17 protein-coding genes are annotated in these 14,034 nt (G+C 67.6%); 8 read left to right on the top strand and 9 right to left on the bottom strand.

Annotated elements, in window-relative coordinates:
• The first annotated feature begins 2 nt into the window (after positions 1–2).
• The 7 genes from ACSQ1W_RS00795 to ACSQ1W_RS00765 all read left to right on the top strand — a co-directional run bounded on the left by ACSQ1W_RS00795 (position 3) and on the right by ACSQ1W_RS00765 (position 8,110).
• Positions 3–1,286, top strand: a complete 1,284-nt coding sequence (locus ACSQ1W_RS00795; protein WP_436041284.1) for a TRAP transporter large permease — start codon at positions 3–5, stop codon at positions 1,284–1,286.
• Positions 1,283–2,419, top strand: coding sequence for a pectate lyase (pelA, locus tag ACSQ1W_RS00790; protein ID WP_436041283.1), 1,137 nt, complete (start codon positions 1,283–1,285; stop codon positions 2,417–2,419). The genes ACSQ1W_RS00795 and pelA overlap by 4 nt, the downstream gene beginning before the upstream one ends.
• 10 nt (positions 2,420–2,429) lie before the next feature.
• Complete coding sequence (locus ACSQ1W_RS00785) at positions 2,430–4,016, top strand: family 43 glycosylhydrolase (RefSeq protein WP_436041282.1); 1,587 nt, start codon at positions 2,430–2,432, stop codon at positions 4,014–4,016.
• A gap of 50 nt (positions 4,017–4,066) precedes the next feature.
• Positions 4,067–5,122 carry a LacI family DNA-binding transcriptional regulator gene (locus tag ACSQ1W_RS00780; protein ID WP_192270758.1) on the top strand — a complete coding sequence of 352 codons (1,056 nt, stop codon included), beginning with the start codon at positions 4,067–4,069 and terminating at the stop codon, positions 5,120–5,122.
• 136 nt (positions 5,123–5,258) lie between these two features.
• Positions 5,259–6,107: a 5-dehydro-4-deoxy-D-glucuronate isomerase gene (gene kduI, locus ACSQ1W_RS00775; RefSeq protein WP_192270760.1), complete on the top strand. Its 849-nt coding sequence runs from the start codon at positions 5,259–5,261 to the stop codon at positions 6,105–6,107.
• Between the two features lie 34 nt (positions 6,108–6,141).
• Entirely contained in the window at positions 6,142–6,900 is a 759-nt protein-coding gene (gene kduD, locus ACSQ1W_RS00770; RefSeq protein ID WP_192270762.1) for a 2-dehydro-3-deoxy-D-gluconate 5-dehydrogenase KduD, read from the top strand.
• 85 nt (positions 6,901–6,985) lie between these two features.
• Positions 6,986–8,110: a cupin domain-containing protein gene (locus ACSQ1W_RS00765; RefSeq protein WP_436041281.1), complete on the top strand. Its 1,125-nt coding sequence runs from the start codon at positions 6,986–6,988 to the stop codon at positions 8,108–8,110.
• Between the two features lie 21 nt (positions 8,111–8,131).
• On the opposite strand, the gene ACSQ1W_RS00760 is transcribed toward ACSQ1W_RS00765, so the two are convergent.
• From ACSQ1W_RS00760 to ACSQ1W_RS00735, 6 genes are all read right to left on the bottom strand, one after another.
• The gene (locus tag ACSQ1W_RS00760) at positions 8,132–8,590 is read right to left on the bottom strand and encodes a hypothetical protein (RefSeq protein WP_343227271.1); all 459 of its coding nucleotides are present in this window, start codon (positions 8,588–8,590) and stop codon (positions 8,132–8,134) included.
• A 17-nt stretch (positions 8,591–8,607) separates the two neighbouring features.
• Positions 8,608–9,330, bottom strand: coding sequence for an HAD family hydrolase (locus ACSQ1W_RS00755; protein WP_192270766.1), 723 nt, complete (start codon positions 9,328–9,330; stop codon positions 8,608–8,610).
• Positions 9,331–9,457: 127 nt separating this feature from the next.
• Positions 9,458–9,745, bottom strand: coding sequence for a hypothetical protein (locus ACSQ1W_RS00750; RefSeq protein WP_192270768.1), 288 nt, complete (start codon positions 9,743–9,745; stop codon positions 9,458–9,460).
• Positions 9,746–9,784: 39 nt separating this feature from the next.
• Entirely contained in the window at positions 9,785–10,111 is a 327-nt protein-coding gene (locus ACSQ1W_RS00745; protein ID WP_436041280.1) for an EF-hand domain-containing protein, read from the bottom strand.
• 118 nt (positions 10,112–10,229) lie between these two features.
• Positions 10,230–10,601, bottom strand: coding sequence for an EF-hand domain-containing protein (locus ACSQ1W_RS00740; RefSeq protein WP_436041279.1), 372 nt, complete (start codon positions 10,599–10,601; stop codon positions 10,230–10,232).
• Positions 10,602–10,806: 205 nt separating this feature from the next.
• Positions 10,807–11,202 (bottom strand): hypothetical protein, encoded by a 396-nt coding sequence (locus ACSQ1W_RS00735; RefSeq protein ID WP_436041278.1) that lies wholly within the window; start codon positions 11,200–11,202, stop codon positions 10,807–10,809.
• A gap of 166 nt (positions 11,203–11,368) precedes the next feature.
• On the opposite strand from ACSQ1W_RS00735, the gene ACSQ1W_RS00730 reads away from it, so the two are divergent.
• Positions 11,369–12,004, top strand: coding sequence for an NAD-dependent dehydratase (locus ACSQ1W_RS00730; RefSeq protein WP_436046036.1), 636 nt, complete (start codon positions 11,369–11,371; stop codon positions 12,002–12,004).
• Positions 12,005–12,013: 9 nt separating this feature from the next.
• Here the strand turns inward: ACSQ1W_RS00730 and ACSQ1W_RS00725 are convergent, their stop codons facing one another.
• From ACSQ1W_RS00725 to ACSQ1W_RS00715, 3 genes are all read right to left on the bottom strand, one after another.
• Entirely contained in the window at positions 12,014–12,430 is a 417-nt protein-coding gene (locus ACSQ1W_RS00725; protein ID WP_436041277.1) for a DUF4920 domain-containing protein, read from the bottom strand.
• Between the two features lie 82 nt (positions 12,431–12,512).
• Positions 12,513–13,019 (bottom strand): hypothetical protein, encoded by a 507-nt coding sequence (locus tag ACSQ1W_RS00720; protein WP_436041276.1) that lies wholly within the window; start codon positions 13,017–13,019, stop codon positions 12,513–12,515.
• Between the two features lie 112 nt (positions 13,020–13,131).
• A complete protein-coding gene (locus ACSQ1W_RS00715) occupies positions 13,132–13,917 on the bottom strand; it encodes a lytic transglycosylase domain-containing protein (protein WP_436041275.1) in 786 nt (261 codons plus the stop codon).
• Positions 13,918–14,034: the final 117 nt, after the last annotated feature.

The following is a 14,034-nucleotide window of genomic DNA, read 5'->3' as shown; positions in this document are numbered from 1 at the left end:
CCATGGCGATCACCCTGCTCTTCTCCGTCTTCGCCATCCTGCTGCTGGTCGGCGTGCCCGTCGCGTATGCGTTGGCCGCCGCGTCGCTGGCGACCCTGCTCTATCTCGATCTGCCCAGCATCGTCCTGGTGCAGCAGATCTCGTCGGGCACCGGCTCGGCGTCGCTGATCGCCATCCCGCTCTTCATCTTCGCCGGCGAGATCATGCTGCGCGGTGGCATCTCCGAGCGGCTGATCAGCCTGGCGGCCTCGCTGGTGGGTCGGCTGCGTGGCGGCCTGGGCCAGGTCAGCATCCTGTCGTCGCTGTTCTTCGGCGGCGTGTCGGGTTCGGCCATCGCTGACGTCTCGGCGGTGGGTGGCACGATGATCCCGCAGATGGTCAAGCGGGGTTACGACCGCGACTTCGCCGTCAACGTCAGCATCACCGCAGCGCTGGTGGCGTTGCTGGTGCCGCCCTCCCACAACCTGATCCTGTTCTCCGCCGCCGCCGGCGGTGGTCTCTCCATCGCCGACCTGTTCGCCGCCGGCATCGTGCCCGCACTGCTGATGACGGCCGTGCTGATGGTCACGGGCTGGGCAGTGGCTCGCAGGCGCGGTTACGGCACCGAGCCGTTCCCGGGCATGCGGGCGGTGATGCTGCGCCTGGTGGCCGCGCTGCCGGGACTGGGTCTGGTCGGCCTGATCTTCTTCGGTATCCGGGCCGGCATCTTCACCGCCGTCGAGAGTGCCGCGATCGCCGTGGTGTATGCGCTGCTGGTGACGAGCGTCCTCTACCGCCAGCTGTCGCTGAAGGAGTTCTTCGCCACGGTGACGCATGCGGCACGCACGACCGGCGTGATCCTGTTCGTGATCGCCACCGCCGCGGTGTTCGGCTGGCTGCTGGCCTACCTGCAGGTGCCGGCAGCGGCGGTCGAGGCGTTGCAGTCCATCGCCCACAGCAAGTACACGGTATTGCTGCTGATCGTACTGATACTGCTGTTGCTGGGCACCTTCATGGACCTGGCGCCGATGATCCTGATCTGCACGCCGATCTTCCTGCCGGTGGCGCGCGCCTACGGCATCGATCCGATCCATTTCGGCCTGGTGCTGGTACTGACCGGCGGTCTGGGACTGGTGACACCACCGGTGGGCTCGGTGCTGTTCATCGGCACGGCGATCGGCAAGATCACCATCGCGCAGAGCATGCGCACGATCTGGCCGTTCTGGCTGGCCGGCTTGGCTGTCCTGCTGGTGGTGACCCTGTTCCCCGAACTGTCGCTGTGGCTGCCGCGGGCATTGAAGGGATGACGACCACGCACGCCTTCATTGCTGCGCTGCTGCTGATGCCGACATCGGCGGCATGCGCGCAGGCCGGCGCGCCGCCATCACTGACCGGCTTCGAGGACGCCATCCACCACTGGCGCAACGTGCATGGCGACAAGTATCCGCGCTACGCACCGGACCAGGTCGCGCAGATCGCCGACAACATCCTGCGCTACCAGCGTTCGGACGGCGGCTGGATCGAGAATCAGGATCCTGCGCGGATCCTGGACGATGCGGAGAAGGCGCGCTTCGACGCGGAAGCGCGCAAGTTCGGCGGCAGCTTCGACAACCGCAATATCTACACGCAGATGGATTACCTGGCCACGGCGTACGCGATCACCGGCGATGCGCGCTATCGCGACGGCAGCCTGGAGGGCATTGCGTTCACGCTCGCGCACCAGATTCCTTCCTGTGGCGGCTGGCCACATACGGTGCCGGCCACGCAGTCCTATCATCCGCACATCACCATCGCCGACGACGTGACGGCCGGCGTGCTCGGCACGCTGCGCAAGGTGGTGACCGACACGCGCCGCTATGCGTTCGTCGATACCGCACTGCGCACGCGCGTGCACGAAGCCATCGCCAAGGGAGATGCGTGCCTGCTGCGGCTGCAGGTGCGCCAGGGCGACGCGCTCGCGGGGTGGGCGGGCCAGTACGACGCCACGTCCCTGCAGCCCGCACAGGGGCGGAAGTTCGAACTGCCATCGATCACCGGCCAGGAAACGGTCGGCGTATTGCGCTACCTGATGTCGATTTCCGATCCGTCGCCCGACATCGTGGCCGCCGTGCAGGGCGGCGTCGCATGGCTGCAACGCGTCGAGATCACCGGCTGGCGGATCGAGACCTTCGACGCGCCCGCGGAGCAGTTCCAGTACCACAGCAGCGCCAAGGACAGGCGGCTGGTGGCCGACCCGGCCGCGACGGGGCTCTGGGCGCGCTTCTACGACGTGCGGGACAACAGCGTCGTGCTGGCGACGCGCGACAGCGTGCGCGTGGCGCGCTACGACGACATTCCGCGTGAACGCCGCACCGGCTACGAATGGTATGGCGGCTGGCCGGCGTCTCTGCTGGCGAAAGACTACCCGCAATGGAAGGCGCGTCACACGCCACCGAACTAGAGGATTCCGCATGCGAATGACATCGTGGATGGTCGCGTTATGCCTGCTGGCGCCGCTGGCGGCCTACGCCAAGGGTGCGAACGAACTCGCGTGGAAGCGCGGCGTCGAACACCAGCGCCAGGCCGATCTGGGCGACGGCACCTTCCTCAATCCGGTGCTGGCGGGAGACCGCCCCGACCCGTCCGTGCTGAAGGATGGGGACGACTACTACCTCACCCTATCGTCCTTCACCGCCTACCCGGGCCTGCCGGTCTGGCACTCGCGCGACCTGATCAACTGGCAGCCGGTCGGGCATGCGATCACGAAGAACGTCGGTTCGATCTGGGCACCCGACCTGGTCAAGCACCAGGGGCGCTACTACATCTATTTCCCTGCCCGCGTGGGCGGGACGGAATCGCCACGGCGCAGCAATTTCGTGGTGTGGGCCGACGATATCCGCGGTCCGTGGAGCGAGCCGATCGACATCGGCCTGCCCGGCCACATCGATCCCGGCCACGCGGTCGGCGAGGACGGCAAGCGCTACCTGTTCCTCAGTGCCGGCGACTACGTGCAACTGGCCGACGATGGCCTGAGCACGGTCGGCGAGGTGAAGCATGTCTACGACGGCTGGCGCTATCCAGAGTCGTGGGATGTCGAGGGGTATGCGCAGGAAGGTCCGAAGATCACTTTCCGCAACGGCTGGTATTACATGATCACCGCCGTCGGTGGCACGGCCGGCCCGCCGACCGGGCACATGGTGATCGTCGCGCGTTCACGCTCGATCCATGGACCGTGGCAGAACGCGCCCAACAATCCGGTGGTCCGGACGACCTCGCGCGAGCAGTACTGGTGGTCCCGCGGCCACGCGACGCTGGTCGAGGACGCGGCGGGCCAGTGGTGGATGATCTACCACGGCTACGAGCGCGATTTCTGGACGCTGGGCCGGCAGGCCCTGCTCGACCCGATCGAATGGACGGACGACGGCTGGTTCGTCGCCAAGGGTGGCGACCTGAGCCGCCCCTTGCGCAAGCCCGCCGGCAAGGCGCTGTCGCCGCATGGCATGGCGCTGTCGGACGATTTCCGCAGCGGCGGGCTGGGTCCGCAGTGGGCGTTCTACGATCCGGCGCCTGAGGAGTCGCGTCGACTCACGTTCGGCGATGGCGTGATGACGCTGCAAGGCAAGGGCACTTCGCCCCGCGACAGCTCGCCGCTGGGCGTCATTGCCGGCGACCTGGCCTACCAGTTCGAGGTCGAGATGGACGTCGAACCCGGTGCACAGGGCGGCGCGGTGCTGTTCTACAACGATCGGCTGTACGCCGGCGTGGGCAGCAACGGCGAGCAGTTCGTCATGCACCGCTACGGCCTGGAGCGCCCCGGAAAACTCGCTCCCAGCACGAAAGGCGGGAAGCTCTGGCTGCGGGTCACCCACAACCGCCACATCCTTACGATCCATACGAGCACGGACGGCAAGGCCTGGACCAAGTATCCCGTGCAGATGGAAGTCTCCGGCTACCACCACAACGTCGCCGGCGGCTTCCTTGCCCTCAAGCCGTCCCTGTACGCCGCCGGCCAGGGCAAGGTGCACTTCCGTAATTTCCGCTACCGCGCGCTGGACTGACCCCCAGCCGCTAGAATCCTTCCGACAGACGAACGGACCCGCCCTGCCCCATGCCCGCGCGCAAGAAGCCAGAAACCCCCGCTGCCCTGCCCACCGGTGGCAAGGCCGCGACCATCAACGACATCGCACGGCTGTCCGGCGTCTCCAAGAAGACCGTCTCGCGCATCATCAACCACTCGCCACTGGTCCGTAAGGACACCCGCGAGAAGGTCGAGGCGCTGATGCGGGACGTGGGCTACGTGCCCGACCCGATGGCGCGCGGCCTCGCGTTCCGCCGCTCGTTCCTGATCGGCATGGTCTACGACAACCCGACTGCGCAGTACATCGTGAACATGCAGTACGGCGCGCTGGACGCGCTGCGGGACTCGGGCTTCGAGCTGGTCGTGCATCCCTGCGACAGCCGCAGCCCGGGCTACATCGACGGCGTGCGACGCTTCGTCCAGCAGCAGAAGTTGCACGGCGTGATGCTGGTGCCGCGCGCCTCGGAAGACCAGGCGCTGGCCGACATGCTGGCCGAGATCGGCTGCCGCTACACGCGCATCGCCTCGGTATCGATGGACGAACCTTCGCGCATGGTGGTCACGCACGACCGCGACGGCGCCGCCGAAGCAGCGGAATACCTGCTGTCGCTGGGCCACACCGATATCGCGCTGATCACCGGCCCGGCCGCGTACCGGTCGTCGATCGAGCGCACCGACGGCTTCGTGCAGGCCCTCGCCAAACGCGGGCTCGAACTGCCGAAGTCGCGCATCATCGAAGCCGGCTACACTTTCGAGTCCGGTGTGGTCGCCGCCGAGAAGCTGCTGTCCGGCAAGAACCGGCCTACCGCCATCTTCACCGGCAACGACGAGATGGCGGCCGGCGTCTACAAGGTCGCCATGCGCGCCGGCATCAGCATCCCGCGCCAGTTGTCGGTGGTCGGATTCGACGACAGTCCGCTCGCCTCGCGACTGTGGCCCTCGCTGACCTCGGTCCGCCGCAACACCCGCGACACTGGCCGTACCGCTGCCGCGATGCTGATCCAGCCGGAAGGCACGCCGATGCTCGCCGCCGCCAGCATCCGCCCGCACCTGGTCATCCGCGACTCCTCACAGCCCCCCGAGTAAGGCCACGCCCGGCGCGCCTGCGGCCGTCCCGGTGCCGCAACGCAAAATGACACCGGTTACCAAAGCCTTTAGACTCCCCTCCCACGACCTTCCCGATGCCCTCTCCAAGGGCGTCCGCACCAAACGGAGCCCGCCCATGTTCTGCAAGACCTACCACGCCACCCATCCGGACATGATGGACGGCGCCAGCAACGACCAGCTGCGCGACCGCTACCTGATCGGCAACCTGTTCGCTGCGGATACGGTGCAGCTGAACTACTCGCACAACGAGCGCTTCGTGATCGGTGGCGCCGCACCGGTGTCGAAGAAGGTCGACCTGCCGCGCCAGACCGAGCCCGCATCGGCCGCCGGCAAGCCGTTCCTGGAGCGTCGCGAACTGGGCGTGATCAACGTCGGTGGCGGCTCGGGCAAGGTCACCGTCGACGGCACGAGCTATGCGCTGGGTCCGAAGGATGGCCTGTACGTGGCGATGGGCAGCGCCGACGTGGCGTTCGAATCCGACGATGCCGCCAATCCCGCCAAGTTCTACCTGACCTCGACGCCGGCGCACGCGCGCTTCGAAACCAAGCAGCTGTCGATCAAGGACGCGGTGGCGCTGGAGCGCGGTGCGCTGGAGACCAGCAACGAACGCACGATCTACCAGTTCATCGTGCCGGCCACCTGCCAGTCCTCGCAGCTGCTGCTCGGCCTGACCGTACTCAAGACGGGCAGCGTGTGGAACACCATGCCGCCGCACCTGCACGACCGCCGCAGCGAGGTCTACTTCTACTTCGACCTGGCCGACAACGACCGCGTCTACCACTTCATGGGCGAGCCGGAAGCGCAGCGCCATATCGTCGTGCAGAACGACGAGGCGGTGGTGTCTCCGCCGTGGTCGATCCACATGGGTTCGGGCACCAGCAACTACGCCTTCATCTGGGCGATGGGCGGCGAGAACCTGGACTACACCGACATGCACGTGCTGGACATCTGCCAGCTCAAGTAACCGCGGCGCCACCCAACATCCGAGGGAATCCACGATGGCAAGCAATCCGTTCAGTCTCGAAGGCAAGGTCGCGCTGGTGACCGGCGCCAACACCGGCCTGGGTCAGGGCATCGCGCTGGCGCTGGCCGAAGCCGGTGCCGACATCGCCGCCGCCGGCATCGTCGAAGCCGCCGACACCGGCGAGAAGGTGCGTGCGCTCGGTCGCCGCTTCCTCAACCTGGAAGCGAACCTCATCAGCATCGAGCCGGTCGAGCGTCTGGTGAAGGAAACCGTGGACGGCCTGGGTGGACTGGACATCCTGGTCAACAACGCCGGCCTGATCCGCCGCGCGGACGCGGTCGATTTCAGCGAGAAGGACTGGGACGACGTGATGAACGTCAACATCAAGTCCGCATTCTTCATGTCGCAGGCAGCGGGCCGGCACTTCATCGCGCAGGGCCGCGGCAAGATCATCAACATCGCCTCGATGCTGTCGTTCCAGGGCGGCATCCGTGTGCCTTCCTATACCGCCAGCAAGTCGGGCATCGCCGGCATCACCCGCCTGCTGGCCAACGAGTGGGGCGCGAAGGGGGTGAACATCAACGCCATCGCACCCGGCTACATGGCCACCGACAACACCGCGCAGCTGCGCGCGGACGAAGACCGCAACAAGGCGATCCTGGACCGTATCCCGGCCGGCCGCTGGGGCGAGCCGTCGGATCTGGGGGGTACTGCGGTGTTCCTGTCCTCGCGTGCGTCCGACTATGTCAACGGCGCCGTCATTCCGGTCGATGGCGGTTGGCTGGCACGCTGAGCGTCCGCTTCCTGCTTCAACAACACGGGCCGCGCTGCTTTCAGACGCGGCCCGTGTCGTTTCTACTCTCCGATACGGTGTCGCCATGATCCGTCCGCTCGCTTCGCTGCTTCTGCTCGCCGCCCTGCCCGATCTTGCGCAGGCCACCCCGCCGCGACAGGTCTTCATCGCCGGCGATTCCACCGCCAGCCACTACGGCCCGGAGCGGGCGCCACGCGAAGGCTGGGGCCAGCAGCTGCAGGGGTTTCTCGACGGGAAGGCCTTTGTGGTCCGCAACCACGCACAGAGCGGCAGAAGCTCGCGCAGCTTCGTCGCCGAAGGCTGGTTCGACGGCATGGCGAAGGAAATGCGTCGCGGCGATGTACTGCTGATCCAGTTCGGCCACAACGACGAGAAAATCGAAGACCCCACCCGTTACAACGAGCCGCAGCGCGCGTTTCCAGAATGGCTTATGCGCTACGTCGCGCTGGCGCGCGACAAGGGCGCCACACCGATTCTGGTGACGCCGGTGGCACGCCGAAAGTTCGACCGCGGCCAGTTGCTCGACACCCATGGCTTGTATGCACAGGCGGTGCGCGATCTCGCCCAGCGCGAACAGGTAGGACTGGTCGACCTGACCGCCCTCAGCATGGACTGGCTGCGCGCCGCCGGAGACGAGGCGAGCAAGGCGTACTTCATGCACGTCCCGGCACAGGACCAGCAGGACGACACCCATTTCCAGCAACGCGGCGCCGTGATGGCCGCGTGCCTGGTCGTCGCGGGCTGGAAGCGGATCGACCCGTCGCTCGGCGTGCACGTGAAGCGCGATACCGATTGCGGTGCGCCGGACACCGCACTGACCGATCGTAAGACCCAGGCGAACCCCTCGCTCGTCGTGCATGAGCGCGACATCGCCATCGACCAGCCCGGTCCGCACGGTGGCGCGGGAACCACCACCGCCTACCCGTTCTTCAAGGATGCGCCCGGGCTGGGCTTCGAGTTCCGCAAGCGCGTGCTGCATGCGGGCGCCGGTATCGGCCTGCACCAGCACCACAAGGACGAGATCTATTACGTGCTCGGCGGACGTGGCATCTACGAGCTGGATGGCGAGACGCGGACGGTTCGCGCCGGCGACGCCCTGCTGACGCGGCCCGGCAGCACGCATGCGATTCGACAGGATGGCGAGGAAGCGCTGGTGCTACTGATCATGTACGCCCGCAAGGCACCCTAGACCGCTCGGCCATCCGCCCGCTCAGTCGCGCGGCGAGGGCCGCCCCCAACGCGCATAGCTCGCCTCGATGGCGCTGCGCAGGCGGCGATACTGCGCGGTGCCCGGTTCCGCCTGCAGGCGGCCTGCCACGGCCTTCCAGCCACCCTCATGGTCGCGTGACCATTCGCGGACGACCGCGCGGCAGGGTTGGCCCACGATCTGCGCCAGTGCGCAGGCCATGAAGATGTCGCCAGCCGTCCAGTCGGGTTGTTGCTGCATCGCTTCCACGTAGGCGCGCGGCACCGCGTAGTAGCGTCCCATCTCGTCCGCGAACGCCGCCGGGTAGCGGCTCGCGTACTCGTTGATATCGGCGAGATGGCGGTCGATCGAGGCGTCGCCGCTGGCGGGAACGTAGGCATCCGCCCGCTCCTGCGCGAACGCAGGCCCGGCCAGGGCCAGGCAGCAGGACAACACGAAGGTGGGAATGGTCGCGCGCTTCACCGGCACATTGTGCCCCGTCAGGTGGCCGGCGTGGCCTCGATGGCCGCCAGTGCATCCGCCAGCTGGCCGGCGTTCTCCACCACGTGCAGGCGCGGCGCATCGGCCTCGACCCCATGCTCGGTCTCCAGCGCCCAGGTGACGTGGTACGGCATGTGGATGCCCCAGCCACCCAGCGCCAGCACCGGCTCGATGTCCGACCGCAGCGAATTGCCGACCATCGCGAATTCCGAAGGCGCGACATCCAACTCGCGCAATACGCGCGCGTAGGTGGCCTCGTCCTTCTCGGACACCACTTCGATGCGGTGGAACAGGTCGGTCAGGCCCGATTGCGCGATCTTGGCCTCCTGGTGGAACAGGTCGCCCTTGGTGATCAGTACGATCTCGTGGTCGGCGGCGATCCGTTCGACCGCTTCGCGGATGCCGGGCAGCAGGTCCACCGGATGCTGCAGCGTGGCGCGCCCGATCTCGATCACGCGATGCAGGTCGCGGGCGCTGATGCGCTCGCCGGTCACCTGGATGGCCGTTTCCAGCATCGACAGCGTCATGCCCTTCACGCCGTAGCCGAAAATCTTCAGGTTGCGGCGCTCGACCTCCAGCAGATGCTGGTGCGTGCGCGCATCGGCAAGATCGACGTAGCTTCCCAGGATCTCCTCGAAGTCCGCTTCCGCCTGGCGGTAGTAGTCCTCGCTCTTCCACAGCGTATCGTCGCCATCGAAACCGACCCACCTGATGCGTGCCATGGAATGTCCGCTCTTCAATCCGTACGAGGGCCGCGAAGGATAGCAGCCGTCCGGCCACGCAAAAGAAAGCGGCCGCCCCTTCAGGGGGCGGCCGCCTGTGGATGATCACGGCAAGCGATGTCCGCGGTCAGCCACCGGAGCTCGGTGGCGGCGCGCTGCCCTCCGTCGGCGGCGGCGTGGTCTCCGGCGCGTTCGGGTTGGCGGGCGGCGGCAGGGTCGAGTCGGTAGGCGGTGTCGCCGGATCCGTCGGGGCGGGCGGCGGCGTCATGTCGTCGGCCGGCGGCACCGTCTCCACCGGCTCGGGAGCGCTCGGCGGCGGCGTGTCTTCCGGCTTGGGTCCGCAGGCCGTCATCAGGCCCGCGCTCAACAGCGCCAGGCCAAGACCCATCGTCAGTCGGTGAGTGGAATGCTTCATGGGTTCCTCCATGCTTCGTTCGTGGGAGAGGCGATGGCGTCAGGGCGTGCCCTGCATATGCACCGCATATTCTTCGGGGGTCAGACGGCCATCCGCATCCTTGTCCAGCGTGCCGAACACCTGTGCCAGCGGTGGATCGACGGCCGCCTCGTCCTTGCTGATCGCGCCATCCGCGTTCTGGTCGAGTTCTTCGAACGGGCGCGGCGCGGTCGTTGGTTTCGACGTCGCCGCTGCGGGCGCTTCCGCGCGCTCGGCAGCGTCCTGCGCGCGGGTCTGTGCGCCGGCCAACGGCGTCGCGGCGAGCAGCATCACGGCGAGCGCCATGCCCAGCCGGGGAAACTCCTTCGTTCCCGTCTTCGTCTTCATGCGTCCCTCCTGTGACCGCGATACGCCGGGAAAGGAAAGGGCGGCGCTGACGGCCGCCCTTTGCTAGGACGACGCCGGCTCCTCGTCGCGCACGGCGTCGCCCTCATGACGGCGCCGCTTACTTCTGCTGGTCGCCGTAATTCTTGCTCACGAACGCCTTGTATTCGTCGGCGGTCAGCGAGCCATCAGCATTGGCATCGGCCTGGTCGAACACCTGGCTCAGGCCCGGATTGGCCGCGGCTTCTTCCTTGCTGATGTTGCCGTCACCGTTGGTGTCGACGTCGGCCCAACCCTGCTTGGCCTGGGTACCGGCTGCATCGCTGCTCTGCGTCGGCGTGGTCGCCGAGCCCGTGGCCTGCTCGGCCGCCTGCTCGGTCTGCTGCGCCTGCGCGACGTCCTCAGCCTTCTCCTGCGCGAACGCCAGCGGCATGGCCAGCGCGGCGCTCAGGGCGACCAGGGCGATCAGCGGCTTGCGGTTGTTATTCGTCATGTCAGTGCTCCGTTCTGTAGGGAGTGCGTCCGATTGCGCACGGCCCCACCTTGCCCCCGCGCATCTGAACGAAATTTGCGGCGCGATATGAACGTGCACGCATGCTTAACCACGCCGCCTGCGCTATCGATTAAACCGGTGTTAGGCGGCCGTGAGCGCGGTGTCAGCGACGCGTCCAATGCGTGACGTTGCACCGCGTTTGACGTTACGCATCCGTTTTTCCGGTGCTGTTCGCGGCGTCGGCATCCGTGGTTTTCTTGCTGAACCATTGCCAACCCAGTACCACGCCCGTCAATGCACCCGCGATTTCCAGCACCACGCGCGAGCCGAGGCCATCGGGATCGTGGATGCCTTGCAGCGCGATACGGGCGTACAGCGGCGACTCAAGCCGCGCGATGCCCAGATAGAACATGTTCCATGTGTCCACGCCCGCACCGATGACCACTGCCGAGACGCAGGCCCAGCCGATCGCATGCCCGGTCGACCAGCGCATCCTTCCGCTCAGCCAATGCCAGAACAGGAAGCACAGCACACCAGCAAGTAGCGCGATCAATCCCGCTTCCAGTGCACCCAGCAGGCCGTAGTGGAGCGGCAGGTTCATCGCAGCGGACCCCACGGAGAGAAGAGATCGCAGGGATTGGCGGGGCGGGGCATACGGGATTCCAGGTCATCGGGCCGCGCCCGTCGCTGCGGAAGGGTAACCGATGCCGTACGCCACCCGGCCGCAGGACTGGCAAGATGAGGCACTCCTCCTGTCGGGTATTCCCATGACGCGTGTATTGCTGGCCGGTGCCACCGGCCTCGTCGGTGAGGCGACGCTGCGGCGCGCACTCGCATCGCCGCGCGTGCAGCAGGTTGTCGCGCCGACGCGACGACCACTCACGCCACATCCGAAGCTTCTGAACCCTGTCGTGGACTTCGACGCACTGCCCGCCGACGCGGAGTGGTGGCGGGTGGATGCGGTGGCATGCGCCCTGGGAACCACGATTCGCGATGCCGGCTCGCAGGAAGCGTTCCGGCGCGTGGACCACGACTATCCCCTCGCGATCGCCCGCCACGCCCATGCACACGGCGCGACGACGTTCGCATTGGTCTCGGCCATGGGCGCGGACGCACGCTCGCGCATCTTCTATTCGCGCACGAAGGGCGACGTGGAAGAGAACCTGGCGGGCATCGGCTTCACATCGCTCAGCCTGCTTCGCCCCGGGCTACTGGGCGGCGTGCGCACGCAACACCGTGGCGGCGAGCGCATCGCGCTGCGCGTCATGGGCGCACTGGATGCGGTGCTGCCGGCGCGCTATCGCGTCGTACCGGCGGAACGGGTGGCCGAGGCGCTGCTGAAAGCGGCGCTGGATGCGCCGCCGGGCCGACACATCATCCCCTCCGAGCGCTTGCTCGGCTGACGGCGCCGATCAGGCGCCAGGATCGTCGGCCAGCACCTGCACGCCGTCGGCGACGATGCGGTACTCCACCTTCGGCACGGCCGCGCCGGAGGTTTCCTGTGCGGTGTGCCGTTGGGCATCCGGCGACAGTTCGACGCGCGACAGCACGCCATGCACCTGCGCCGGACCGCGTACGTCCTTGGGTACGTAGAAGTCATGGTCGCCCAGCAACACGCGGGCACCCTGCCCCTCGTCTTCGAGCATCACCCAGCAACCCTTTTTCTGGCAGACGTCGACAACGCGGCCGCTGAACACCTTCGCCTGCCCGACGTGCATGGCGGGATCGGCCAGCGCGGTGGCCAGCGGCACCGCCTTGCCGTCCTGCGGCAGGTCGGCACCGAACTTCTCCCACTGCGACGTTTCCGAGGCCAGGGCAGCGCCTGCCAAGAACATCATTCCCGTGATCGCCCAACGTCGCATGCGCGCGTCCTCAAATGAAGTCGCCTGGATGATACGTCGCCGGGCAGCGCTACTGCAGCAGTCCGTGCGGCAGCACCTGCAGGCGGTGGACGCCGGCCGTGGCCAGCACGGCGGCGGTGGCCCGCTCCAGCCGCGCGTCATCCGGATCCTCGATCACCAGCAGCACCTCGCCCGCTTCGATCTCCCGCCGGTAGTCGCGGCGCACTTCGCTGGGCACGGCGGAGCCGGCGAGCGAGGCCGCCCACATGCCGACGCAGCCACCGATCGCCGTGCAGACCGCCACGCCCGCCCAATGGATGCCGACCGCCGGCACCAGCATGGCGACCAGTCCCAGCACCAGGCCCAATCCGGCGCCTCCCACCAGCCCCCGCAGGGCGGCGGGCTTGAAATCGGTCGGCGCGGCTTCCTTCTCGTCGTCGGGGACCTGCTCGACCTCGATCTCCGACCGCCCGACCAGGGCGGCGTGGGCAGGATCGATGCCGGCGGCGACAGCCCGGTGCAGCGCCGCCTCGGCGACGGCGACGGAGGGAGCGCTGAATACACGACGGTTCTTCATGGCGGTCTCCTGCCCGGCGCGGAACGACCGGGCCATCGCACACGCTAGGCGCGCAACCGCACACATCGGGTGAAGACCGCAGGCGTTGACTGAATGCCCCGCAACCCCGCGCTCAAAGCGCAGGACGCTCCGGCGCGGCCTTCTTGCCCAGCGCGCGCAGGTAGAGCTCATACAGCGCCGTGACCTTGGAAACGTACTCCTGCGTCTCCGCATAGGGGGGCACCCCGCCATACCGCGTCACCGTGCCGATGCCGGCGTTGTAGGCGGCAGCGACCAGGGTCAGGTCGCCTTTGTACCGTTTCATCAACTGGCGAAGGTGGCGTGCGCCCGCGTGGATGGATTCGGTGGAGGAGAACGGGTCCGCCACGCCGTACTCCTTGGCGACGTCCGGCATCAGCTGCATCACGCCCATCGCGCCCTTGGGCGACACCGCCTTGGCATCGAAGTCGCTTTCAGCATGCGCCACGGCACGCAGCCAGGCGTCGTCGACGCCGGTCTGCCGCGCGGCCGCCTTGAACTCGGTGGGATAGCGGTCCAGTCGTGGCTTGCCGACCCGACCCAGCCCGGGATGCGCGGGTTCGCCGGGCGGGGTCTGTACGGTGAACTTCAGGTAGGGCGTGGACCCCGGCAGGTTGCGGGTGGAATAGACCTTCTGCCCGTCCTGCTCGCGCTCGTAGAGCGTGCCGCTGAAGACGCCCATCGAGCCCCACAGGTTGGGCGTGCTGACGGCGTTGTCGTCGATCTCCTTGGCCACGCACTTCGAGCCCGGCTCGGGCGCCGTGGCCAGGCTGACGGTCCCGCCCTGCACGCAGCGGTAGACCGTCCGCGCGCCCGCTTCGGTGCTGGCGAGGGCCAGCACCGTCAGCAACAGGCCGGCGGCGGAGCGTGGGAGGAGCATGGGCGGCGGATTCTAGGCCCGGGCCTTGAAGGACAACCTGAACCACGTGGCCCCTGCCGACGGTCGGCCAGTGCGCCGAAGGTCCTGCTGCGCCGCAGCAGCCAACCGCGTAAAATG

The sequence above is a fragment of the Pseudoxanthomonas sp. LjRoot143 genome (assembly GCF_964252945.1).
In the GTDB taxonomy this organism is placed as follows: Bacteria; Pseudomonadota; Gammaproteobacteria; order Xanthomonadales; family Xanthomonadaceae; genus Pseudoxanthomonas_A.
Note: the sequence above shows the minus strand (reverse complement) of the source record. Positions and strands in the feature narration are given on the sequence as shown.